General features: G+C 68.7%; 21 protein-coding genes and 8 pseudogenes. 16 read left to right on the forward strand and 13 right to left on the reverse strand.

Going from position 1 to position 23,346, the window contains the following annotated elements:
- Positions 1-224: pseudogene (locus AB0950_RS39155) on the forward strand (IS110 family transposase); the annotation flags it as partial.
- A gap of 160 nt (positions 225-384) precedes the next feature.
- On the opposite strand, the gene AB0950_RS39160 reads toward AB0950_RS39155, so the two are convergent.
- Positions 385-762 carry a VOC family protein gene (locus tag AB0950_RS39160; protein WP_366780661.1) on the reverse strand — a complete coding sequence of 126 codons (378 nt, stop codon included), beginning with the start codon at positions 760-762 and terminating at the stop codon, positions 385-387.
- Positions 763-941: 179 nt separating this feature from the next.
- On the opposite strand from AB0950_RS39160, the pseudogene AB0950_RS39165 reads away from it, so the two are divergent.
- Positions 942-1,227: pseudogene (locus AB0950_RS39165) on the forward strand (transposase); the annotation flags it as partial.
- 38 nt (positions 1,228-1,265) lie between these two features.
- Here AB0950_RS39165 and AB0950_RS39170 read toward each other — a convergent pair.
- The 3 genes and pseudogenes from AB0950_RS39170 to AB0950_RS39180 form a co-directional block, all read right to left on the reverse strand.
- Positions 1,266-1,760, reverse strand: a complete 495-nt coding sequence (locus AB0950_RS39170) for a cupin domain-containing protein (protein ID WP_360162057.1) — start codon at positions 1,758-1,760, stop codon at positions 1,266-1,268.
- Positions 1,761-1,925: 165 nt separating this feature from the next.
- A pseudogene (locus tag AB0950_RS39175) lies at positions 1,926-2,705 on the reverse strand (cytochrome P450); the annotation flags it as partial.
- Positions 2,706-2,708: 3 nt separating this feature from the next.
- Positions 2,709-5,609: a CHAT domain-containing protein gene (locus AB0950_RS39180; RefSeq protein WP_366780662.1), complete on the reverse strand. Its 2,901-nt coding sequence runs from the start codon at positions 5,607-5,609 to the stop codon at positions 2,709-2,711.
- A gap of 157 nt (positions 5,610-5,766) precedes the next feature.
- Here AB0950_RS39180 and AB0950_RS39185 point away from each other — a divergent pair, with 157 nt between their 5' ends.
- Entirely contained in the window at positions 5,767-6,159 is a 393-nt protein-coding gene (locus AB0950_RS39185) for a hypothetical protein (RefSeq protein ID WP_360575912.1), read from the forward strand.
- On the forward strand, positions 6,156-7,037 hold the full coding sequence (locus tag AB0950_RS39190) for a hypothetical protein (protein WP_360575911.1): 882 nt from the start codon (positions 6,156-6,158) through the stop codon (positions 7,035-7,037). The genes AB0950_RS39185 and AB0950_RS39190 overlap by 4 nt, the downstream gene beginning before the upstream one ends.
- 86 nt (positions 7,038-7,123) lie before the next feature.
- On the opposite strand, the pseudogene AB0950_RS39195 reads toward AB0950_RS39190, so the two are convergent.
- The 3 genes and pseudogenes from AB0950_RS39195 to AB0950_RS39205 form a co-directional block, all read right to left on the reverse strand.
- Positions 7,124-7,579: pseudogene (locus AB0950_RS39195) on the reverse strand (aldehyde dehydrogenase family protein); the annotation flags it as partial.
- Between the two features lie 227 nt (positions 7,580-7,806).
- Positions 7,807-8,430 (reverse strand): hypothetical protein, encoded by a 624-nt coding sequence (locus tag AB0950_RS39200; RefSeq protein WP_366780663.1) that lies wholly within the window; start codon positions 8,428-8,430, stop codon positions 7,807-7,809.
- Between the two features lie 67 nt (positions 8,431-8,497).
- Positions 8,498-8,842 carry a transposase gene (locus tag AB0950_RS39205; RefSeq protein WP_360162047.1) on the reverse strand — a complete coding sequence of 115 codons (345 nt, stop codon included), beginning with the start codon at positions 8,840-8,842 and terminating at the stop codon, positions 8,498-8,500.
- A gap of 252 nt (positions 8,843-9,094) precedes the next feature.
- Between AB0950_RS39205 and AB0950_RS39210 the strand changes: the two genes are divergently transcribed.
- Positions 9,095-9,508, forward strand: coding sequence for a hypothetical protein (locus AB0950_RS39210; RefSeq protein ID WP_366780664.1), 414 nt, complete (start codon positions 9,095-9,097; stop codon positions 9,506-9,508).
- Positions 9,509-9,803: 295 nt separating this feature from the next.
- Here AB0950_RS39210 and AB0950_RS39215 read toward each other — a convergent pair whose 3' ends face one another.
- Positions 9,804-10,208 carry a nuclear transport factor 2 family protein gene (locus AB0950_RS39215; protein ID WP_360162043.1) on the reverse strand — a complete coding sequence of 135 codons (405 nt, stop codon included), beginning with the start codon at positions 10,206-10,208 and terminating at the stop codon, positions 9,804-9,806.
- Positions 10,209-10,586: 378 nt separating this feature from the next.
- Here AB0950_RS39215 and AB0950_RS39220 point away from each other — a divergent pair.
- The 5 genes and pseudogenes from AB0950_RS39220 to AB0950_RS39240 form a co-directional block, all read left to right on the forward strand.
- Positions 10,587-10,901: pseudogene (locus AB0950_RS39220) on the forward strand (site-specific integrase); the annotation flags it as partial.
- Positions 10,900-11,028, forward strand: a pseudogene (locus tag AB0950_RS39225) (ATP-binding protein); the annotation flags it as partial. The pseudogenes AB0950_RS39220 and AB0950_RS39225, both read left to right, overlap by 2 nt.
- A 383-nt stretch (positions 11,029-11,411) precedes the next feature.
- The gene (locus AB0950_RS39230) at positions 11,412-11,840 is read left to right on the forward strand and encodes a transposase (RefSeq protein ID WP_360575903.1); all 429 of its coding nucleotides are present in this window, start codon (positions 11,412-11,414) and stop codon (positions 11,838-11,840) included.
- A gap of 5 nt (positions 11,841-11,845) precedes the next feature.
- Positions 11,846-13,021, forward strand: a complete 1,176-nt coding sequence (locus AB0950_RS39235; protein ID WP_360575901.1) for an epoxide hydrolase — start codon at positions 11,846-11,848, stop codon at positions 13,019-13,021.
- A gap of 371 nt (positions 13,022-13,392) precedes the next feature.
- A complete protein-coding gene (locus AB0950_RS39240) occupies positions 13,393-14,244 on the forward strand; it encodes a zinc ribbon domain-containing protein (RefSeq protein WP_366780669.1) in 852 nt (283 codons plus the stop codon).
- 168 nt (positions 14,245-14,412) lie between these two features.
- Here AB0950_RS39240 and AB0950_RS39245 read toward each other — a convergent pair whose 3' ends face one another.
- A complete protein-coding gene (locus tag AB0950_RS39245; RefSeq protein WP_360575896.1) occupies positions 14,413-14,748 on the reverse strand; it encodes a GNAT family N-acetyltransferase in 336 nt (111 codons plus the stop codon).
- Positions 14,745-15,749, reverse strand: coding sequence for a pirin family protein (locus AB0950_RS39250; protein ID WP_360162033.1), 1,005 nt, complete (start codon positions 15,747-15,749; stop codon positions 14,745-14,747). The genes AB0950_RS39245 and AB0950_RS39250 overlap by 4 nt, the downstream gene beginning before the upstream one ends.
- Before the next feature lie 116 nt (positions 15,750-15,865).
- On the opposite strand from AB0950_RS39250, the gene AB0950_RS39255 reads away from it, so the two are divergent.
- Both AB0950_RS39255 and AB0950_RS39260 read left to right on the forward strand, forming a co-directional pair.
- Positions 15,866-16,354, forward strand: a complete 489-nt coding sequence (locus AB0950_RS39255; RefSeq protein ID WP_360575894.1) for a carboxymuconolactone decarboxylase family protein — start codon at positions 15,866-15,868, stop codon at positions 16,352-16,354.
- A 275-nt stretch (positions 16,355-16,629) separates the two neighbouring features.
- Entirely contained in the window at positions 16,630-17,343 is a 714-nt protein-coding gene (locus tag AB0950_RS39260) for an IS630 family transposase (RefSeq protein WP_366780665.1), read from the forward strand.
- A 71-nt stretch (positions 17,344-17,414) separates the two neighbouring features.
- Here AB0950_RS39260 and AB0950_RS39265 read toward each other — a convergent pair whose 3' ends face one another.
- Both AB0950_RS39265 and AB0950_RS39270 read right to left on the reverse strand, forming a co-directional pair.
- A complete protein-coding gene (locus AB0950_RS39265) occupies positions 17,415-17,567 on the reverse strand; it encodes a hypothetical protein (RefSeq protein ID WP_366780666.1) in 153 nt (50 codons plus the stop codon).
- Positions 17,568-17,748: 181 nt separating this feature from the next.
- Positions 17,749-17,870 (reverse strand): annotated as a pseudogene (locus tag AB0950_RS39270) (aromatic compound degradation protein PaaI); the annotation flags it as partial.
- On the opposite strand from AB0950_RS39270, the gene AB0950_RS39275 reads away from it, so the two are divergent.
- Positions 17,847-18,032: a winged helix-turn-helix transcriptional regulator gene (locus AB0950_RS39275; RefSeq protein ID WP_366780670.1), complete on the forward strand. Its 186-nt coding sequence runs from the start codon at positions 17,847-17,849 to the stop codon at positions 18,030-18,032. The pseudogene AB0950_RS39270 and the gene AB0950_RS39275 sit on opposite strands and share 24 nt — an antisense overlap.
- Positions 18,033-18,223: 191 nt before the next feature.
- Here the strand turns inward: AB0950_RS39275 and AB0950_RS39280 are convergent.
- Positions 18,224-18,469, reverse strand: a pseudogene (locus AB0950_RS39280) (PadR family transcriptional regulator); the annotation flags it as partial.
- A gap of 121 nt (positions 18,470-18,590) precedes the next feature.
- Between AB0950_RS39280 and AB0950_RS39285 the strand changes: the two are divergent.
- The 3 genes from AB0950_RS39285 (at position 18,591) to AB0950_RS39295 (ending at position 23,010) form a co-directional block, all read left to right on the forward strand.
- Entirely contained in the window at positions 18,591-19,784 is a 1,194-nt protein-coding gene (locus tag AB0950_RS39285) for a helix-turn-helix domain-containing protein (protein WP_366780667.1), read from the forward strand.
- A gap of 405 nt (positions 19,785-20,189) precedes the next feature.
- Positions 20,190-22,523, forward strand: a complete 2,334-nt coding sequence (locus AB0950_RS39290; protein WP_366780668.1) for a molybdopterin cofactor-binding domain-containing protein — start codon at positions 20,190-20,192, stop codon at positions 22,521-22,523.
- Positions 22,524-22,533: 10 nt separating this feature from the next.
- On the forward strand, positions 22,534-23,010 hold the full coding sequence (locus AB0950_RS39295; protein WP_360162025.1) for a (2Fe-2S)-binding protein: 477 nt from the start codon (positions 22,534-22,536) through the stop codon (positions 23,008-23,010).
- The last annotated feature ends 336 nt before the right edge of the window (positions 23,011-23,346 follow it).

A 23,346-nucleotide genomic window follows, 5' to 3' on the forward strand; every position in this document is an offset into this window, starting at 1 on the left:
GGCTCAACCACGCCGGATACCTCTGGGCCTTCGCCGCTCCGAACGGATCCCCCGGGGCCAAGGCCCACTACCGCCGCCGTCGCGACGAGCACGGACACTGGAACGCCGCCGCCCGGAGGAACCTGTTCAACCGAATGCTCGGCCAGCTCTACCACTGCCTGCAGAAGCACGAGTTGTTCGACGAAGGCACCGCGTTCCCCATCGAACTCGCGGCTGCCGCTTGACACCTTGGCAACGTGAGGTGTCTGGCGGATCCTCACCGAACTCCGAACCGAGCACGCTGGTGCCACCCACCTGCTTCGCGCGCTGCTCGTCCTGGCGAACATCGAGGCCATTACCGCAAATGATCTCTACCGCAGGCAGCTCACGACCAGCACAAACACCCTAAACAGCGTCACTGAGCTGGATCGGCTGAGTGAGGTTCACCGGGTTGCCGTCGGGGTCCTGAATGTGGGCGACGCGCTGTCCCCACGGCATGTCGTTGGGGCCGTCGAGGACCGAGCCGCCCAGCGCCGTTACCCGGCCGAGCGTCTCATCGACGTCGTCGACACCGATGCTGAGCAAGATCCGCGACGCCCCACGGTCCCCCGGGTTCGCCTTGGCCACCAGCCCGAGGTCGCTGTCGCCGATGCGCAAGCCGAGGTAGAAGACCGGGCCTTCCTCCGGCACCCGGAAGATCTCCTCGGCACCGAACAATTTCGTATAGAAGCCGAGCAGGACGTCGTGGTCGGCAGTCAAGATCACTGGCTGGATGGTGGACATGGCACTCCTGTCGAGATCGATCGTGTCGCTGGGTAGACCGTTCTAGGACGGTGAACTCATCGGCAAAAGCGCCCTGCCAGACCATCTGCACCACAGACTGCCGCCCACGACCAGCATGAGCACCCCGATACGAGGTCACGCCACCCCGCTGACCAGCCACTTCAAGATGGCGGAGCTTCATTGTGGACGGCACGCTGCTCCCCACCCGTCACCACACCATCGCCGAGCGGTCCAAGGACTACCGGTACTCCACCAACCACCAGGTCGTCACCGATGCTGACCACCTGGTCGTCGTGGTCGGCCCGCCGCTCGCCGGGAACCGCAACGACTCCAGGGTTCGGGAGGAGCCCGTCCAAGGCTGCCCTCGGCAAGACCCTCACCATCGCCGACGGCGGCTATCCGGGCGCGAGACTCGTCGTCCCTCACCGCCGCGAGCGCGGCCAGACCGAGCTTCCGGAGAGGTGGTCGGCTCAGCAGGCCGCCTGCAACAGATCGTCTCGTGCCTACGTGCTGGACTCGCTCTCCCCTGTGAACAGGGACTGCAAATTCACCACGACCGGCTCCTGAGTAGTGCGCGCGATCACCACGAGGGCTTCCTCGTCCGGATCGGGATTCTCCTCTCGATGCGCGACGTATGGCGGCACGTAGACGTAGTCCCCCGGGCCTGCCTTCACCCTCCTCTCGTGCGGCTCGCCCTCCGACTCCTCGGCGTATACGAACTCAGGATGTCCGCTGACAACGTAGATCGCCGTCTCCGACTCACCATGATGGTGATCGCTGGAGGAAGTCCCCGGGGCAACACGGGTCTCTCCCATCCAGATTCCACGAGAACCTGCGAGTTCACCGCTGATCGCCGCGAATCTCCTCATGCCTCCGCCGCTCTGCGCGGTGGCACTGTCCAACTCACCAGCCCTGACATGGCGAATGCCCGGCCGCGCCTGCCTCCCAGATCCAGGTATACCAGGATGAAATGCATCAAAACCACCAGAGTCGCCCATAGATGGACGCTATGCCACGGCAGGCAGTGTCGCAACCACGCGCAGCAAGTAAGGCAACCCGCACCGTCCCCGCCACCACCGTGGTCTCCAACGGTCTTCTGCGCTTCCGCACTGATCAGCACCGCAACCGGGACAGGGCCCTGCTCCGTGACGGACGGATGCGGCCAGGGCGAAGGACATGGTGCCGGAGGTGGTCTCGTGGCCGGCGATCAGGAAGGTGATGACCTGGTTGCGGATGTTCTCCAGGTCGAGGGTGGTGCCGTCGGAGGGGTGGGTGGCGTTGAGCATCAGCCCCGGGAGGTCTTCGTCCTCAGGGACCGCCGCACCGGGAGCGGTGCGTGCCGCGATCACGTCGTCCACCACGGAGGCCAGGAAGTCCGCGTCAGCGCGGAACGCCTCGTCGGCCTCCGTGTGGTCGACGCCCGGTTTGCGACTGAGCTTGGTCATCGACCACTGCAGGGCGCGTACCAGGGCGTCGACGAACGGGTGCGGCTCGTCGCGGTCGAACGACTCGAAGTCGAATCCGAGTCCGGCCAGTCCGATGGTGTCCAGGGTCATCCGGGTCATGTCGTCGGGCACGTCGACCGGGGTGCCGGCCGCGGACCGGACATCCCAGGTCTCGATCAGCCGCCGGGCCACCCTCAGCATCACCGGGTGGTAGGTGCGCATCGAGCCGAGCGCTAAGGCGGGCATCAGGATGTCGTGCGCCTTGGCCCAGTTGGGTTCGTCGTTGTACGCGGTGAACAGGCCGTCCTGGGCGAACTCGCGCACGTTCTCCAGAGCAGGTCCGATGGCCTTGCCGAACCGCTGTTCGTCGGAGAGCTCGGTGACCAGGTCCAGGCTGCTGACGAAGAGGGTGTCCTGGCCGTGCAGGCGCTGGACGAAGGCCGGACCGTGCCGCCGGGCCAGGTCCATGGTCCTTGAGTGTGGCATCTCGCCGGTACCCCTTCAGTGACCGACGTGGACATACCCGGCCCACAGTGAGGGGCTGGCCTGATACCGGTCACGCAGGGCGCGTACGGCCCGGTGCAGGGCCTGGGCCGACAGCTCGGTGCGGGGTGGGGTGCTGCCGCCGTGGGTGAGGTCGGCGTAGGTCGCGCGGGTGATCTCCACCGAGGTGGTGTCATTGACCGGCCAGAGGGTGCCGATGACGCGTCGGAATCCCGCGAGTTGGAAGGCCCCGGTGATGTGCAGCGCCTCGTCGGAGTTGTCCGGGTGCGTGTTGGAGGTGCTGCAGGCGGACAGGAAGGCGAGGTCCGCGTAGGGCAGCTCCATGGCGGAGAGCTGTTCCACGGTCAGCGGCCGGGTGAGGTGGTCGTGGAGCAGCAGCATGCCGGCGGCGGGGTTCTCCCAGAACGTGAGGCCGTGGCAGGAGAGATGGGCGACGGGGTAGGCGGGCAGCGCGCGGACAACGTTCTCGTACGTGGCCTGCGCGCCGAACAGGACCAGGGAGTTCGGCAGCAGTTCCGCGAGGGCCGCGGCCTCTGCGGTCGCGCCCGGCAGCGAGGGGGCGTTCTCGGCGTCGGGCACCGCCACGACCAGCGTGTGCAGGGCCGTACCGGCCGCCGGGGGACTGAACCGGCCGGCCAGGGCGCGCACGGTGGTGGTGTAGGAGGAGACGGCCCGGTCCATCACCGTCGCCTTCCCGGCCTGCGCGCCGTTGTCGTGATGGCCGGCCGCGTGGAGCGGGAAGTACGCCATCAGGCCGACGGGGCACCACCAGATGCGGGGCAGGGGCTGCGTATCGGAGGACGGGGCAGTGAGGCCCAGCGCGCCGAGCACGGGTGAGGTGACTCGGTCCCACAGCCAGCGCAGGATCTCGTCCAGGTCCCGCTGGGCGTCCCGCCGGGTGAGCAGCGACGGGTCGTTCGGGGCGGCGAAGACGGCACGGGTCAGGCGCAGGAGGTGGGCGATGACTTCGGCTTGGGTCAGGCCGGTCAACGGAACCGTCAGGACGGGCCGTTCGGCGTCCGCCCGCAGAATGAGCGCGTCGCAGCGGCGCTCGGAGATGTTCACGATCACTACGGGACCCTGCTCGGCGTGGCGGCGCAGCGCCTGGACGGAGGGCGCCCGCAGGAAGCCTGCCATGCCGTCGAGGTTCCGGATCCGGCCCATCAGGTCGTCCCAGTTCCCGTCCTTCCCGTCGCGGGCATCGGCGTTGAGGGCGGTGCGCAGCCGCAGGAACTCGGCGTGGAGCTCGGGTGACCGGTGCCGCAGCAGCCTGAGGTCACGGGTCTCCAGGGTCCGGCCGTGCAGGATTCCGCGCGACAACTCCAGGAGTTCCAGGGCCCGTTCCGGTCTACCGAGCTCCACTGCGGCGGCAGCGGCGCCGTCCGGCAGTCCCTCGATCTGTCTGAGTCCGATGATGTTGCCCGTGTAGGACAGCCAGTCCGGGGTGAGCTGCGGCAGAAGGGCAACTGCGGCTTCGTAGGCGGCGAGTGAGGCGTGCGGGTCGCCGAGGGCGGCCTCCATGGCGCCCAGGTGCTGGTAGCTCTTGATCCGTACGTTGGGCGGTCCGGCGGCGGACGCGGCCTCGGCGAAGACATGCCGCGCCTGCCGCCGCCACGCGGTGGTGTCGCCGTCGCCGTGCCTGGCCAGGTCCCGCAGGGTGACGCCCAGATGCCACAGGCGATCGCCGCGTTCCCGGTGGTCGGGCGGCGTGGCAGCCGCCACGTGCTGGAACAGCCCCAGCGCCTCGTGCAGTGCTACGGCGTCCGTGCCGCGGGCGTCCACGCTGGAGCGGTACAACAGGACCTGCGCCAGGGGGAATTGTGTATGTGTGCGCCAGGGGCCGGGGTCGGGTGCGGCGGCCAGGGCCGCGCGGGCGGTCAGCTCCGCGTCCCTGAGCGCGAGCGGGTCGTTGGTCATCGTGTGCAGGGAAGCCAGCGACTGAATGAGGTCGACGAGAGTGTCGGCGTGCTCGTCGGCGGCCGACGGCGTCTCGATCGTCGCCCGCATCAGGTCGATGGCCCGACGCATCAGGTCGGGGTCCCTGCGGTCCTGGGCGAGCAGCCTGACGGCGGATGCGAGACGTGTCCGACGCGTGTTGAACTCGGGATCGCGCCGCGGTGTGGCGGCAAGGCACTGTTCGCTCAGATCGACCGCCTCGACCAGCAGTCGCCTGTCCGCCGTCGCGTCGTGCAGTGCCCTGAGAGCGCGGACGAGATCGAATTGCGCCCCGGCACGGTCGGAGGTGCTGCTGGCCTCGGACAGCGCCTCGCGCGCGAGGCCGACGGCTTCCTGGAGCGGTTCGACGTGTGCGGTGGCGCCCGCGAGATGTCGCAGCGAGGTGATCAGGGCCGTCCGGAACATGGGGCGGAGCTCGTGGCCGGGCGGGACGGTGGCGTAGCCCTCGCGTGCCACCTGGACGGCCTCGGCGGGTGCGTCCCGGTCCCCGCTCCGCTCGAAGTGCTCACCGAGCTGGACCACCAGATAGAACTGGTTCACCAGGCGCATGCCGTTGCCGTGCGGCGTCGCCGCCACGGCCTCGCGGAACGCGAGCACCGACTCGGCCACGGGCTCGGGCGAGTCCGTGCCCTGTGCGACCATGAACAGCCGCTGCCCCAGACTGTTGAAGACCGTGCCGCGCTCGCGGTGGCCCGGCGGCACCAGCGGAACGCAGCGATGCAACAGGGCGATCGAGGCCGCGAGATCCGCTTCCCGCGCCGTGCCGGTTCTGCGGCCGGCGCGGTCGGAGAGCAGTTCCGCGGCAGTGAGCAGCACTTCGAGATCGTACGGATCTTCGACCGCCAGTTCGTGCAGCCCGGCCAGCACGTCGGACGGGTCGGTGCCCCGCCTCTCATGCACTTCGGCCATGAAGAGCAGCCTGCGGCGCTTGAACTTACTCACTGCTTCCTCCTGGTCCCCCGCGGCGTTCCGGCATCACGCTCACGCCACACCGCCGACCACCGTAGCGGGGATGCGCCGGATCCTGGGGCCCCGTAGAGTCACCAACTCCGAGATCATGCAAATAACATGGCGATCGCGAAGGCAGGGGGGCCTCTCGGTGGACGAACTCGCGGAACGGCTCAGTCGCGTGTGCACACTCATGGGTGCGGGCGAGCTGGAGGAGGCGGCGCGTGAGGCGGGCGCGGCGGAAGTCGTCGGGGCTGTTCTTGCGGCGCTGCGCGGAGACGAACCTGTGGCACGCTCCGTGCTGGAGCGTCGGCTGGACACCCTGGACGACCGTATGGCCGCGGCCGGCTTCGGCATCGTGACCAGGGCGGCGAAGGGCCTTCCGACCCTGCCGGGGAACAGCCCTGGCCGTCCGGTGGTGCACCGGTGGACCTGCCCCGCCGCCCACCTCTGCGAGCGGGTGTCGAGCGCGGAGTTGTACCCGGAGGCCCCCGTGTGCGCGATGACGGGCCGTCCCTTCGTCTATGACCGGGTCCGGCTGTGACCACCTTCCTGTCCGCCCTCGCCGGCAAGGCCGCCGAGAAGTGGCTCGCCCTGCTCGTCCTACCCGGGGTGGGCTACCTCGCCGGTGTGGCCGCCGCCGTCGTATTGGGACACGCTCACGCCTTGGACCTGGCTGAACTCCAGCTCGCCGTCGACCGGTTGGCCGCCCACCCGGGGGCCTCCAGCGCCGGTGCGATCCTCCTCGTGGCCGCCGGTGTGCTGGCGGCGGCCACGCTGGCCGGACTGTGCGCGAGAGCGTCGGCCGTTGTCGTGGAGCGCCTGTGGACCAGTCGGGGCGACCGGTGGCCCGCGCGCCTTCTCGTACGGCGCCGGGTCCGCCGCTGGTGGCAGGCCGACGCGGCGTGCGAGGCGGCCGGGACCCGCGCCGAACTCGCCAGGGCCATCGAACGGCGCGACGCCATCGCCCTCGTCCGCCCCCGGCGACCCACCTGGATCGGCGACCGCCTCCACGCGGTCGACCAGCGGGTGTACGACGCCTACGACCTGGACCTCGGCGCCGCCTGGCCCCGGCTCTGGCTGACGGTGCCCGATGCCGTCCGGGCCGAACTCCTCTCCGCCCGCGAGGCCTACGGCGCCGCTTTCGGGCTCGCCGGATGGGCCGTGCTGTACCTGCTGTTGGGCGCCTGGTGGTGGCCGGCGCTGCCCGCCGCCGTGGTCGTCGCGGCCACGGCATGGATCCGGGGCCGCGCGGCGACGGCGGTGTTCGCCGATCTCGTCGAGGCCACCGTCGACCTGCACGCCATCACCCTGGCCCAGGAACTCGGCCTGACTGGCGAACGGCCCGCCCTCACCAGGGAGGTCGGCGACGCCATCACCACCACCCTGCGCAAGGATCCGCCGCCCGCTCCACCCCCGTGATCCGCCGGGCGCCGAATGATCGCAGCGCCCTGCCTCCCGACAGGCCGGCTGCCAGCAGATCAACACACCGGCACCGCCACGTACTGTTACTCCAGGAACTCCTCGATCCCGACCCGCCCGCCCGGCCCAGCCCGGATTGCCTGACGCCGCCGAACGGGGCCGCCGAGTTGGACAAAAGACCGGTGTTGAGGCCGACCAGGCCAACGTCCAGGCGTTCACCGACGCGCAGGGCACGGTCGAGGCCCTCGGCGAAGACGTAGCCGACGAGGCCCCCAGGGGGTGTCATAGGCCCGGTGTACGACCTCGTCCTCGTCGTCGAAGGTGACGATCGCGGCGACGGGGCCGAAGATCTCGGTGTCCATGAGGAGGCTGCCCGGGTCCACGTCGGTGAGTACGGTCGGCGGGTAGAAGCAACCGGGGTTCGGTGTGCTCCCGCCGACCATCACCCGGGCGCCGCGCTCCACCGCGTCGGCGACCAGTTCCTCTCCGTCCCGTGTGCCTGGACCGACGACGCGCGCCCCCATCCGCCGGGCCAGACTTCGGCCTGCCGCTGACCGGCACGATGACGCCGCAGGGCCTGGCCGCCGCAGCCGGAGGCGCGCTCGGCGAAGTCGCGGCCCCCGGGCTGGTCGTCACACTGTCCGGCGCGGCCTCCGGGGACAAGCGACTCCACTTTTGCACCATCAACCACGTGGGGAGGTCGATCGTGCCTGGGGATTTTCAGGGCTCTGGCCGCAGTTCCGTGATCGATCAGCTGACGCGTTCTTGATCAGTCGAAGGCCACGACGAGTCGAACGGCGTCATCACCGAAACGATCCGCCAGAGCTTTCATTACGGCAAACATGTGTGGCCAGTGGGACCTGTGGCCCAGGATGGAACCAGCCGTCAACGACTCGTACTGGTAAAGCAGGTCTCCGCTGATCCACTCGACGTAATGGTCGCTTCCTTCCAGGTCCTGTGGGCGTGGACCCACCGCAGCAACCAACTCCGGGGACCATTCAGCCGGAACAAGTTGCTGATGCAGAATTGAGGGCTTCGCCAGGGATGACCACGTGAGCCGGCCAATGTAGTGCTCCGGAGCAGTTGCTGGATCCAGTCCCGCGATCTCAGCCCAGCTGACCCAGGTAGCCCCTGCCAGGTGGCCGTCTGCGACCCAAGGCTGTAGGCGCTCTCGTAGTCCACTCGACAAGTCGTCGGGCAAACCACGTTCCGCGGCCAGGGGTGCGTAGCCCGCGTAGTTGCGTACGCCGAAGAGGCATCCGAAGGACGCGTAGTCGGTCTCGTCGTACAAGGGCCAGAGATCCATGGCGCCGACCCACGGCTCGCCCTCGTAGCAGTCCGGGCCGACGCCGGGATGGCGAAACTCGATACCGCCGTGAATGTCCGTGCTCACGGCGTCTGACAGTACAACTGCTCGGAGCCACGGTCTTCTGCATTAAGAGATCACGCTTGCTGGCCGATCAGGATTCGGGTTCGGAGAAGGACGCCCGGCCGTACATGGCTCTCTTGAGTGTTTTAACCCGGTTCACGTGCCCCTCGAGCACACCGGAACTCCACGGGAGGGTGAGGCCGGCGGTGACGGCGTCGAGATCCTGGCGGAGGAAGCTGGCGAAGCCCTGCATCGGCTTTGGGGCGTCCTGTTCGGCCTGACGGATCCATTCCAGCAGCAGGTATCCGCGCCGGTTACGAACCAGTTCCGCAAAGGCTCGGGCGAGGTCGCAGCCGCGGGTGATGTAGGGGCAGGCGAGCCGGACCTCCAACAGCCTCCGGTCTTGGCTCTCGGTAAGGGTCTCGCGGCGCCGCATGATCCAGGAAGTGATCTTCCGCGGGCTCCGTGTCGGAGTCGGAGAAGCTCAGCCAGAAAAGCCGTGAACCCCTCCCGGAACCAGACGCCCCCACGCTTCCGGCAGCCGACCAACTACGCGCCGCGGTCCACACACTGCACCTGGCGCGCTGGCCGCCCCGCCCCAAGTGACATAGCAGTCGCCAGCCGGTGGGTCCTCACCGCCGGCACCGTCGCCTCCCTCCTCGAAGGCACCGTCCTACCGCCCCGAGACGTGCTGCAGAGCTTCGTCCGCCTCCTGGGCGGCGACGTCGACCACTTCACCAAGCTCCTGGACAACGCCCACCACGAAGCCAGCCACGGCACAGCCATCCTGCAGCCCGCCGCCCACCTTGAACCCGAACCCACACCCACCGGTGCCGACGCCGTCATGAAGACGTTCAGCAAGATCCTCACTGAAGACCACACCGTCGAAGACGGCCGCGCCCGCCTCCTGCACAAACTCGCCAAACAGAACCCAGAGACAGCACATACCCGGCGCCGTCCAATGACCGCGATCACCGAGGCACTGCGCCAGCGCAAACTACCCCCGGCCACCACCATCACGCCCTCGGGACCTGACGGCTACCGTCGAGGCACCAGAACCACCGAGACGCTGCGGCAAGTACACCCCGGCCGTGTTCGCTGACCCTGGAAGCCGACGAGGAGCCCGTCGCAATCGAGGCGACCTTCTCTGCACCAACGGCAGCAGTTTGGGAAGCCAGCTTCCATGCGGTGGGCGTGGCCGCCGGGGCAGGGCATCAAGGACGACAGCCGTTCCACCAACGGTTCGGGCTTCGTGCATGGCGATCACTTGGCCGGGGCTGAAGGTGCTGCCGCTGCGGGGGCGAGAGTTGCGAGTCGCACCGAGGATCGCTCAGCGGTGGGCCACGAGCGGGGACGGCGGCACGCCGGGCCCGCCGGCCGCTCGGCCGCTCGGCCGATCAGCCCTTGAATGCGGCCTCCATCTGGGCGGTGTCCTCGGTGCTGCGGTGGTGGACGATCTTGCCGTCACGGAAGGCGAACCAGTGGTGCAGGTCCATGGCCACCGGACGTCCGGTCGCCCGCACGCGGGCGCGCATCCGTACAACGGTCAGCACGTCGGAGTCGTTGGCCGCATACGAGACGGGGGTGAACTCGTCGTTCTCCATGGTCGAGCCGTACTGCTCGAAGAACGTGCGGACCGCGGCTTTCCCGTGGCGGGGCCCGTACCAGGGCGCTGCCGTGGAGGTGGTCTCGGTGGCCCAGTCGATGTCGTCGCTCAGGAAGTCGAGGATGGCCTGGACGTCGCCCCTGCCGAACGCCTCGTAGATCGACTTGATGGTTGCGATGTTGCTCTCATTGCTCACGGTGCAGTCCTCGGGCAGGCGGGTCCGGTGACGCCCGGCGCTGCGTGGTGCTGGTGTCCCGGGCGGAGTTGGCGTCCGACCGGCCTAAGAAGCCGACGCCCTCGATTGCGGGGCTGAGGCACTCGGCGAAGTGCCGGGACTCGTGGCGCCGACGCTACGCACCAGCCTCCGGCGCCCGGCAGATCGACACACGACCAGCCGGGTGATCCCCTGACGGGACAGGCGGACCCCGGGACAGGTCGGCTCCGACCGTTCTCCCGACGTTGGCGCACGCGCAGGCGTCACCGGACGAGGAGGGGCGGACATCGATGGAGAGCACGGGCGGCAGGGTCTGTCCCACCGCGAGCAGCACCAAGACGAGCAGCGGCACGGTTCAAGCCTCGGCGTCGGCCGCTGACCTACGACTAGGTCCAGGCGTTGTTCGACGCAGCCGACGCCCGCTCGCGCCGCATTCGCGGACAGGGCCGCAAGGGCGTTCTCACGGGGCTGCGCGACGCCGCGACACTCAAGACGATTTAGGCCTACGGCACCCGGCGTACCGAGTCCTCCAAGGTCGACCTGGTGGACCTGCGACGTCACCGGAAGGCGCCGCAGCACGGGCAGTTCGGCAGCATGAGCGTCCGGTACGGCAAGTCGTCCAAAGGCGCGCCGCCCAAGAGGCTTCTAGTTCCGGAGATGGACTGGGTGGTCGATGCCCAAGACCCTCGCCACCGCGACCGTCGACCGGCTCCTGCACCACGCCCGCGTCGTCGTGATGCAGGGTGACAGCTTCCGGCTGACCGAGGCCACCTCCGGCAAGGGGGTGAGGCCGCTCAACTGACCCCCGGCCGCAGAACGATCACGCCCGAACCGCCTAGCGAATCCGCGGCTCGAATTCTCCTCCATAGAAGTCGTCAATAAAGGTTGCATAGTCTAGGACATCCTGCCTCGTTGGCGACGGATTACTCCTATAAAACCGTTTCCCAGTGCTCGAATCCCACTCAAATGAAGATCAGAATTGACGCTTGTGGTTCTCGTCGGCGGAGACCCACGTGGCGGACTTGGTGCCGCGGGGGTTGCCGCAGGGATCGCAGTAGCGGCGGGTGACTGCCAGGCTGTCGGCGTCGACGGCCGTTGTCGCTGTGCCCTGGAGATTGGCGATCTGGTAGCTGACCGCTGGGGTATCGATGTTCGCTCGCCGTCGCCGACGGCCGCTACGGCGATGTGGCCGCCTTCCGGCTTGGCCTGGAAGAACGCGGGCTGAGCTACGCGGTGGGCATCTCCACCACGAGCACCGCCCAGCCGGAACCAGCACAGCCGCATACCCCGCTGCCCACCCTCGTGCGCACCGCGAAGCTGCGCTGGCGCATCGAGCACGACTACCGTGAGATGAAACAGGCACTGGGCCTGACCCACTTCGACGGCCGCACCTGGAGAGGCTGGCACCACCACTTCACCCTCGTTTCCGTCGCCCACGCCTTCTGCACCCTCCAGCGCATCACCCGTTCCCCCAAAGAGACGGCGTCGGCCCGAGCCTCTACCAGGTCACCCGCGAACCGCAGTTACTCCTCGCGGTCTGGACCGGCGCCTGCCCCACCTGTCACCGCGACGTGCCAGAACCGATACCCCCCTGACCAAGCACTACTAGGATGACTCACATGCCGCACGCCGTGCCCCGCCTTGAGCCGTTCACCCAGCGGACCACCTGCGCTGCGCTCGAGGACCTGCGTGCCCGGCTGCGCGCGACGCGCTGGCCGGACACGCCCGAGGACGCCGGGTGGTCACTCGGGACCGACCTCGCCTACCTCCGGGAGCTCGTCGCCTACTGGGCGGACGGGTTCGACTGGCTGGCCCAGGAGGCGGCGCTCGCCCGTTTTTCCCGCTTCCGCGTCCCGCTCGGCGGCCTCGGCATCCACTTCGTGCACGCACGGGCCGCAGCCCCGGCCGGGCCCGTCCTGCCACTGGTCCTCAGCCACGGCTGGCCGGACTCGTTCTGGCGCTACACGAAAGTCATCCCGCTCCTCACCGACCCCGGAGCGCATGGCGCCGACCCCGCCGACGCGTTCGACGTGGTCGTGCCCGACATGCCGGGCTACGGATACTCCGACCGCCCCACCGGCCCGCCGCTCGACTCCATCGCCGTCGCCGGCCTGTGGGCCGAGCTGATGAGCGTTCTCGGCTACGAGCGGTTCGGCGCGGCGGGCGGGGACATCGGCAGCCACGTGAGCCGCTACCTCGGGCTGGACCACCCCGACCGGGTGGTGGCCGTCCACCGCATGGACGGGGGCCTGCCCGTCTTCACCGGCGACCCGGCGGATCTCGCGCCCGAGGAGCGCGCCTGGTTCGAGGGTGCCGCAGCGTGGGGCGCGAGCGAGGGCGCCTACGCGGCCATGCACCGCACGAAGCCCCAGACCGCCGCGGTCGGCCTCACCGACTCGCCGGCCGGGCTCGCCGCGTGGATCGTCGAGAAGCTCCGGACGTGGAGCGACTGCGACGGCGACGTCGAACGGCGCTTCACGAAGGACGAGATCCTCACGAACGTCACGCTCTACTGGCTCACGGGGACGATCGGCTCGTCGATGCGCATGTACCGCGCGAACGCCGCGATCCCGCCCGCGCAGCACGCCCGCCGGGTCGAGGTGCCGTCAGGTTTCTCGCTCTTCCGCGGCGACATCGTCCGCCCACCGCGGGCATGGCTCGAGCGCACGACGAACGTGGTGTACGTGACCGAGCCCGCGCGCGGCGGGCACTTCGCTCCGTTCGAGGAGCCCGAGCTGTACGCGGAGGAGCTACGCGCGTTCTTCCGCCCCTACCGGGCGACGGCGAAGGGCTGAGGGCGCCGCCGCACGGAAGGTGTGCTGCAGGGCGAGGAGCCGGTGGCCGACGCCGTGGTGCGGTTGCTCCGGGTCGCGGTGCACGGCGTCGCGACGACCACCGTTCGGGCCGGCCGTAGAGACCCACGAGTTCGCTCCCGACGCATTGGAGGCGTGGGCGTCCGAACGGGTCCGCGATCCGGCTCGCCGATCCCGCCCTGCAGGGCAAGGCCGGAGTGCTGGCCGAGGAGATCCGGCGCGTGTCCGAGCGCCGCTCGAACCTCAACGACGCCCTTGCATGGTCGGCCGCCCGCTGGGCTGTGGATCAGGCCATCGCGGCCGGGGCCACGGTCATCTACCTGGAAGACCTGCGGTCGATGGAAGCAGGCGGCATGGGCCGCACCCACAACACCCGCCTCTCGCAGACCGTGCGCGGCCAGATCACCGACCGCATGCGGCACCTCGCTGCCGAAGTCGGCATCGCCGTGGTCACCGTGCCTGCGCGCAACACCTCCAAGCACTGCCCGCACTGCCTCACACCGCTCAGGCACCGCAAGGCCCCCGACCGGCCCACCGTGTCCGGATGGAAATGGGCCATCTGCCCCAACCCCGAGTGTGGTTGGCAGGGCGACCGTGACCAGGGCGCCTGGCAGCGGATCGCCGCACGCGGCCTCACCCACCAGACCAAGACCATCGTGGACCACTTCACCGGGCAGATGGTGATCCGTGCCGTGGTGGAAACAATGGAGGCCAAGGCCGTTCTTACCGCCGTCCCGAAGACCAGCCGGACGGACCGGTCGAAGACCGGCCCGGGAGTTTGCGTTCCACGGAATGCGTTCAACCGGCGCGGACCGGACTGGACGGCCTCGGTCGCCCTTCCTGCTCCGCGGCTGAGACGAGAACGTCGGGGCCACACGCCCTCGCCGTCCCGACCACCAAGGGCTCGAAATCGTCCGCTCTGCCCGTCTCCGGCTGCATCTGCGCCGCACCGACCAGGTCTTCGAGGCCACTACCCCCCTGCCCCGCCGACGGGTGCCGCGGCCACCGCTGGCACCCCGTCGCCACCACCGCGGACCTGCTTGCCCTGCACTCGCACGGGCCCGGCAGCGCAGCGGCGCGGTGCAACCGCTGCGGCCCGAACGCGCGCGACCGCCGCACCCGCTGACCCGCCAACCCACCGCACCGGGCCGGCAACGCCGCCGACGACGTTGGCCCGCCGAAGGGATGTCTGCTGGGCGCCATAGGCGCCGGACACCTCCTGACCGACGGGGAGGTGACACCCGAGCGGCTCGCCGCCCGTGCCGCCAGGGAACTGCACGACGACCAGTACGTCAACCTGGGCATCGCGCGGACTGCTCACTCGCAGAGGGTGCCGATACAGGTCGGCAGGAATTCTCCTGCAGCGGGGTGCGTCAGCGCAGTGCCTCGCGCAGCCACCGCTTGACGTCCGGCGTGGCCGGGTCGGTAATGTCGGCGAACTCGTCGTGTCTCTGCAGGAATTTCGCTACGTACGGGCAGACGGGCACGACGCGCTTTCCCGCGTTCCGTACGTCTGTCAGGGCCTGCTGGACCAGTCGGGAGGCGAGCCCCCGTCCGGCGAAGGCGTCGTCGATCTCGGTGTGGTAGAAAACGCGCTGCTCGTCACGGTCCAGGTACTCGGTGAAGCCGGCGAGCGCGCCGTCGGCCAGGATCTCGTAGCGGTGCCTGTCATCGGCTCGTTCGACGACGGTGAGGACGGACGTGGTCATGGGGTGCCTTTCGGGAGCCGGGGGTGCGGTGCGGGGTTGCGGCGCGGGCGGATGACGGCATTGGGCAGCGACGGGGCGGGCAGTCGGTCCCCGTCGTAGCCCACGACCTCGCCGAAGCGGTCGGAGGCGTCCTGCCATTCCTCGCGGGCCCTGACGATCTCCTCATGGCTGCGGCCGACGAAGTTCCACCACATAAGGATCTGCTCGTCGAAGGGCGGTCCGCCGAGCAGGATCATCCGGGCTGCGTCGTCGGAGGTGTTCGCGAGGGTCAGCGTCGCGTGACCGGGGGCGAGGTAGCCGAGCTCGGCCGGGTGCAGCGGTGTTCCGGCCATCCGGACCTCTCCGCGGTCGACCAGCAGGCCGTGCTCGAAACGCTCGTCGACGGCGAGGACGACGGTTGCGCGGGGCTGGAGCACGACTTCGGCACCGAGCAGTGGGGTGAAGGTGGGGACGGGTGACGTGTCGCCGGCGAGCGAGCCGAGGAAGACCCGTACCTCGCCGCCGTCCAGCGGGACGGCACTTGGGACGTGGTGGTGGAAGGCGCGCTCGGCGTGCCGGTGCTCTTCGGGCAGGGCCACCCACAGCTGCACGCCGTGCAGGACCGTGGTCGCGTGGGTGGAGACCTCCGAGTGGGCGATGCCGTGTCCGCCCGTCATGAGGTTCAGTTCTCCGGGGCGTACGAAAGCCCTGGTGCCCAGGCTGTCGCGGTGCTCGATCTCGCCGTTGAAGAGCCAGCTCACCGTCTGGAGCCCCGTGTGGGGGTGCGGGGCGACATCCATCCCGCCGGTCTCGGCGACGTCGTGGGGCCCGTAGTGGTCGGCGAAGCACCAGGCGCCGATCAGGGTCCGGGCCCGCTGCGGCAGGGTGCGCCGCACAGTCATCGCGCGAGGACCGCCCAGGGGGACGTCCCGCGCGGAGAGGACCTCCACCTGCGGATCGGCTTCCCCGTCGCGCGCTGGACCGCGCAGTTGTTCGGCGAGACCGGCCTCTGGGTTGCTCATCAGGCAACACCCCACTTTCGTTACTTGTTCAACTATCATGAGGGGGATCGCGGGCGCCACCCCTGACGCCGACCTGTCCAGGAGCCGCCGGACGCAGCCCGCCCGAAGGAGTGCAGGTGAACGGTCCGACCCAGGCGCAGGCCGACCGAAGGGTGTTCGTCGACAAGCAGAGCCCCCGTGCATACCAGGCCCTGACCCGGACCGCCGAGGAGGTCCGGGCGGTCGCCGCGGATGCCGGCCTGGACCGCAGACTGGTGGAACTGGTCAACCTGCGAGTCTCCCAGATCAACGGATGCGCCTACTGCCTCCACGTCCACACTCGGGCTGCGCTGCGCGCCGGCGAGAGCACTCAGCGCCTAGGCGTGCTCCCGGCGTGGCGCGACACCGAGCTGTTCAGTGCGCGGGAGCGGGCGGCGCTCGCCCTGGCCGAGGCGACCACCAATCCGGCAGACGTCGCCGGACAGCAGGACGCCTACGCCGCCGCCCGCCAGGCGCTGACCGATGACGAGATCTCCGCGGTGGTCTGGGTGGCGATCACCATCAACGCCTTCAACCGGGTCTCGATCATGAGCAAGCACCCGGTGCGTCCGATCCCGGCGCAGTGACCGGAGCGGGCCCGCCGAACGCCGGGAACGGGCACGACACAGGCTACGGATCAAGGAGTTGCAGATTCGAATCCTGCCGAACGCGCACAGGTCAAAGCCCCCGGCGTGCCTTCCGTTCTAGTGGTCGTTGCAACACCCCAGCTCAAGGGGTGCGATGGATTTCGAGATCCGGAACGAGCGGAAGCCGCAGGGCCGGAAGAAGCTGATCCGAGAGCGGGCCGCATACTTCCAGCTCATGGAACAGGGCCACAGCACTCAGGAAGCGGCCCGGATCTTTGGCATCAACCTGGCCGCAGCCAGGTCCGCCGGACCTGCTGGCCGAGGGAGTGCACTGGCGCCGCACCCGGTCCTGGATCCGCTCGAAGGATCCGGACTTCGAGGGAAAAAGGACGAGGATCATCGAGCTCTACACCTGCCCACCCGAGGGCGCGACGGTCGTCTGCGCCGACGAGCTCGGACCGGTGATCCCCCGAACGTTCCCGCCGGCGCCGGGCTGGTCGCCGGACGGCCACCGCATCAAGACCGAAGTCGACCACGGTCGCGGGCCGGAGAAGACCTGGGTCTACGGCGCCTTACGCGTGCGGGACGGACAGGAAGTCACCATGGCCGCATCCTCCCGCAACAGCCTCTTCTACCAGCAGTTTCTTCAGAAGATCGAGGCAGCCAATCCGGTCGGGGACATCCACGTCGTCACCGACAACCTGTCCTCGCACAACAGCCTGTCCACCCGCACCTGGCTGGAAGACCACCCCAGAATCCGGCACGTCTTCATCCCTGTCGGTGCCCGCTGGCTCAACCTCCAGGAAGGCTGGTGGCGCATCTTCCGCAAGGCCGCCCTCGCCGGCCAGTCCTTCGCCGGACCACCCGAGATCGACCAAGCAACCCGCCAGGCAACATCCCAACTCAACGCCCGCGCTCGCCCCTGGATATGGGGCAGACCCGCCCCACCCACCAGGCACTTACGCCGCCGATATGTGTACGCCCTTTGAGGAATCCAGCATTAGGCCCTGTCTCCTCGATCACGTGGACCGTAGACGGCGGGCCACGCCGGCCGCCTCGGCTATGTCACCAGCATTGCGTCCATCGCGGCAAAACTGTCGGAGCCGATGACGACGGTTCCGCGGTAGCGGCGGAAGGCGGGGATGTCATGACAGACGCCGGTCGAGGCGCGCACGCCCTCACCGCACGACAGAACAACCTGCCGATCGACCATGCGCCCACCGGCTTCACCCCCTACACAGTCCTTGGCCCGGAACGTCCGCCTGCGGCCGATAGGCCGACGGCCGTGTGGGACATAAGCCACAAAAGGTGAGGGTGCCGCCGGTCGCCGAGGAGGCGCCAGGCAACGCGGACAACCGGTTAGGTTCACGAGGCGGACAGCGGGAACAGCATGCGGTGCTGGTGGCGTGAGCAAGCACGTGGTCCGTCGCGTCGACCAACTGAGCCTGGGCGAGGACGGTTTGACGTCCGCCAGACCCTGCGGCAGCGTCGACTGGACGGCACACCCGGCCGCCGATCCGCGCTTGTCCAGGCGGGCCTCCTTGAGCGGCGCTGGTACAACGAACATCCGCCGCGGGACGAGTACGTACTCACCAAGACCGGGAGTGCCTTCCTTCCGGTGGTGGCCACGCTCGGCGGCCAGGGGCAGCAAGCGCCTTCCGCCGGAGGCGCTGAATAGCCCTTGAGCGCGAACTCGGCGATCGCTGCCCGGATGACGCTCTCACATCTCCGCCCAAAGGCGCCGCGAAGCCACCGCACCGCACGACGCACAGCGTATGGACTGTCGCCTTCGGCCTCGACGGCGGCCGAACGCTGAGCCGCTGATGACGGATTGACCTGAACTCAGACGGTGACGCGGCCGGCACTCGACTCGACCTCGCGGATCAGCGTCGCCGGGTCGTCGGAGGCCGCGCCACAGATCGTCACGGCGAGGCCGTGCCGGAGGCTCTCGGCTTCGATCGGCTCATGCAGTCACCGAGAGGGGGCGGCAAGGTCGAGGCCAGCGACGGAGTACTCCCTCCTCTCCAACTGTCACTACTGCTCCACCTCGCGGACGGCAAGCATGCCCTCGCTCTCCATGCGCTTGAGAAGTCAGCAGATCTGCTGATGGGTAGCGGCCAGAAGGAACCGATGGCGATCGTTGCACAGACAGGCGGCAGCGCCCGTCGGTCGGTAGCCGGGCATGGTGACGCACGCTTTGTGCCCGCACACAACCGCGTGCGTCTATCATCCGCGCATGACCACGCCGCTGGGCGCTGACGCGTGCATGACTGATCTGCTCGACCGGCTCTTGGTCTCGGTGGATTCACTGACCGACGAACTGACCGCCGAGATCCTCAACGGCTACCGCTCGTACGCCGAGGGAATCTTGCTGAGCCACGAGCAGCTGCGCGCCCCCGTGCACGACAACCTGAGCACGCTGCTGACAGCTTTGAGAAACGGGGGTGTGCCCACCAGCATGGACGCCCCGCGGGCGGCGGGCCGGCTCAAGGCCGAACAAGGCATCCCGCTGGCTGCTCTGCTGCATGCCTTCCGTCTCGGCGGGCGATTCATCTGGGAGCGGCTGCTGGCGATGGCCCTCGCCAAGGACAACGCCGCCTGGCTGCTGCACAGGGCATCGGACATCTGGTTGATCATCGACCAGTGCTCCAGCGCCGCTGCCGAGGCCTACCGCGCCGCGGTGGAGGAACAGGCATGCCGCGATGCCGCCGCACGGAGCTTCATGCTCACCACGCTGCTCGACGGCACCGCAGGGAACAGCTCCAGGGCCTGGGAGGCCACGCGGGTCCTGCAGCTGGACCGCAAAGGACCGTTCCTGGTGGTGTGCGCCGAGAACAACGACGGCGTCGGCCCGCTGCCGACGGTCGAGGGACAACTACGCGCGGTCGACATCGACGGCGAGTGGATCCACCGGGCAGGCAGCCTGCTCGGCCTCCTCGCTCTGCCGAACGAGCATCTGGTCGTCGCGGTGGAGGAGCGCCTCGGCACCATCGCGCTCTCCCGCGTGGGCATCAGCCGGCCCTTCGCCTCACCCATGGACGCGCCGAACGCTCGGCGGGAAGCCCAACTGGCGGCCCAGTGCCTGCCGCCCGGCACCTCCGGCACGCACGTCTACGGGAGCTCGCCGATAGCCCTGCTTGCGGCGGCCTCACCCGACGCCGCTTCCGAGGTGGCCCGTACGGTCTTCGGGTCGCTGCTCACCCTGCCGGCGGCGGAACGAACGGTCCTGCTCGACACCTTGGGCGTCTGGTTCGCCACCGGCGGCTCGACCACGCGGGCCGCCGAGCATCTGCACTGCCACCGCAACACCGTCCTGTACCGGTTGGGCAGGATCACCGAACTGACCGACCGGCGAACCAGCGACGCGGACTCCTGCGCGGAGCTCTACGTTGCCCTGCAGGCCGTGCGACTGGGCACCCTCTCGGAATGACACCTCGGCCGGCCTGGACACCGGTACGCGCGGACGCGCCTTCGGCGATCACGCTGAAGGCCGGCACGGCGCGCCCTCCAGTGGTCGGGGAACTGGCGGCCTGAGCCCCCCGGCGCTGGCAGGCGCCTGACTGTCTCCTTCACTGTCTCCTTTCATAAATTCCTCGTTTCACCCTCTCCTCGTGCAAATACCGGCTTTCGTTGTGCTCACGCACAATCGGCTGCTCCATTTCGCTAGTGCTCGGCCCAAAGACGAGGAACTTATGCGGTTCTAGGCTCTGGTCCGCTCGCCGATGCTGAGCCGGCAACTGGTTGTACCCACGGATCCCTGCCGCGCTGGTACCGAGAAGGCACCTGTCTGCCGACCTCAGAGAGCGGACGACTGGGAACACGAAAGGAATGGCCGATGACCGACGTCCCTGCCAGGAATGGTCGCACCACCGGACGTGGTGAGCGCGCGCAGGTCGGCCGCCGCGCGTTCATTGGCTATGTGCTGGGTGGAGCCACGCTTGCCGTGGCCGCCGACCTCGGGCTCGGCACACCTGCCTACGCCGCCGTGCCCTCAGCCCCCCAGATCCCGGAGCTGTACGACCTCGAGGATCTGCAGACCGACGCCGCGCTCCCCACGTCCGCGCTGATCAAGATCCTGATCAACGAGGACGGCACCGCATCGTTCGAGCTTCCGCGGATGGAGGTCGGCCAGGGCATCACCACCTCGACAGCGATGATCATCGCCGAGGAACTCGACCTGCCGGTCGACAAGGTGCACGTGACCTTGGCGCCGGCCCGCCCCGAGTTGATGCTCAACCAGCTCACCGGCGGATCAAACACCACGGTCTCGACCTTCACCCCTGTACGCGTCGCTGCGGCGATCGCCAGGAAGGCGCTACTGGAAGCCGCAGCGATCGAGCTCGGCTCGGCAGTGGCGCTGCTGAAGTCCAAGGACGGGGTCATCTTCGCACCTGACGGGTCATCAGTGGACTATGGCTCTCTGGCCACCAAGGCCGCCAGCCGCACCGTCAAGGCGGTGGAGGTCGAACTCAAGGCCACTTCGAGCTTTTCGGTGATCGGCAAACCCTACCGGCGGGAGGACGCCCGACTTGCGGTCACCGGGCGGAAGAAGTTCACGCTGGACCTTCACGTGCCGGACGCGCTGCCGACCATGGTCTGCCGCCCGCCGACTCTGAACGGCTCGCCGAAGTCGGTACGCAACCGACCCACGGTGCTTGCCATGCCGGGCGTAACGGATGTGGCGATGGTCGACACGGGAGTCGCTGTTCGCGCGGAGACGTTCGGGCAGTGCATCGACGCGGTGCGTGCCCTCGACGTGGAGTGGAACCCGGGCCCGGTCGCGGGCGAGTCCGACGAGACGATCCTGGCTCGGCTGAGAAAGGCCGAGGTGCCGCTGGCGATCCCGAAGGTCCCTTTGCTGGCGGGCACGGTGGAGGCGGACTTCACCTTCATGTTCCGCAGCAGCGCGGCGCTCGAGCCGAACTGTGCGATCGCCGACGTCCGGTCGGACCGCGCGACCGTATGGGCGGGACTGAAGGTGCCGATCGTGGCGCAGGGCGACATCGCCAAAGCCGTCGGCCTGCCGCAGAACGCGGTCACCGTCAACGTCGTCACCGGCGGAGGGTCATTCGGACACAAGCTCTTCGCCGACCCCGCCATCGAGGCCGCCAAGATCTCCAAGGCGATGGGCAAGCCGGTCAAGCTGATGTGGCATCGCGCCGACGAGCCTCGGCAAGGGCGGGTGCATCCCATGGCGACCTCGCGGATCCGGGCCACGTACCTGGCCGGGCAAGTGCTGACCTTCGAACAGCGGCATACCAGTGTGGTCACCGACTTCAGCCACGGACTCGGCGAGATGATCACGGCGACGGCCGACAGGCTGCCCACCGGGCTCAGCGCACTGGGATTCTCCGAGACCATCTTCACGCTGACACAGGAACTCCCCTACAACTTCGGCGTCGTCACTCAGCTGCTCAACGAGACCGACGCGCGCTTCAACACCGGGAGCATGCGCAACATCTACTCGCCCGATGTGGCGTGTGCCAATGAACTGGTGGTCGATCAGCTCGCCCGGAAGATGGGCAGGGATCCGCTGGAGTTCCGGCTTGCGTTCCTCAAGAACGACCGGGTCAAGGCAGTGCTCCAGAAGGTTGCCGATGTGGGTAAGTGGGGCAGGCCGATGCCCGCCGGGATGGCGCAGGGCATCGCAATCCACAGCGAGTACAAGGGTGCGACCGCGGTGCTCGTCGAGATCGACTGCCGCCCCGAGACCGTGAACCGCAAGATCTCCAACGCCGTAACCGGGCCCCGGGTGACCAAGGCCGTGATCGCCGTGGACGCCGGACTGGTGATCAATCCCCAGGGCCTGGAGGCCCAGATGCTGGGTGGTGTCTCGGACGGGATCGCGCTCGCCCTCACCAGCAGCCTGCACCTGCGCGACGGGCACTTCCTTGAAGCCAGCTGGGACAACTACTTCTACACCCGGCAGTGGAACGTTCCCTTTGACTTCGAGTGCATCGTGATGCCCTCCGCGTCCGAGCAGCCCGGTGGTGCCGGCGAAGCCGGAGTGGCCGCATCGGTCGCCGCGGTCGCGGGCGCCTATGCCCGTGCGACCGGCACGATGCCGACCCGGTTCCCGATCAACCACGGCACGGTCTCCTTCGAGGTAAAGCCCTTCGTCCCACCTGTTCCCGAGTCGCCGTCCGACGGCCTGAGCCACACCTACTGAGGAGCGCACCATGAGCATGCACACCTTCATCCTCAACGGCAAGCGCGTCACCGTCGACGTCGATGACAACCTTCGGCTGCTGTGGGTCCTGCGCGACGTACTGGATGTCACCGGGCCGAAGTACGGCTGTGGCATCAATGTCTGCAAGGCTTGCACGTCCCACTTCAACGGCAAGGCCTTCAATCCTTGCTCGGTGAAGGTCAAGGACGTGGGGCCGGACGACGAGATCACCACGATCGAAGGCCTGCCCGACACGGTCGGCAAGGACCTGCACCCGATGCAGGAGGCCTGGCTGGAGTACGACGTGGCGCAGTGCGGCTACTGCCAACCAGGGCAGATCATGGCGGCTGTGGCCAAGGTCAGGCAGGCACAGGCCGCCGGTCATGAGATCAGCGACTCCGACCTCGACGAGATCCGCAACATCTGCCGCTGCGGCACCTACAACCGCATTCGGGAAGCGATCAAGGCGGGTGCTGAGCACATGTGACCCGCCACGCCCGAGTGCACGCCGCACAGGGCATGACGCGGCACCTCGTCAGCTCTCGCAGGCGGGCCTGCACGTGGTGAGCACCATCAATGGCCTCCTCCCACGGCCGGCAAGGCCCTGCGCCCGACGCGGGAAGCATGCCTGGTACGCCGCGTCGCACGCGGCGGCCGGACCAGACATGTCTGGCACCATCGCCGAGGTCAGGCAACTACGGCGGCCACGAGATCGGCGACCTGGGCCATGAGCTGTCCTGGGTTTCGTAGAGTGCGGTGGTCTTGTTTCAGGCGGGCTGCTGGGTGGCTTCCTGTTGTTGCCACCAGCCGCGTTCGTACTCGG

Origin of the sequence: Streptomyces sp. NPDC007189, assembly GCF_040703635.1 — a bacterium.
Lineage (GTDB): Bacteria > Actinomycetota > Actinomycetes > Streptomycetales > Streptomycetaceae > Streptomyces.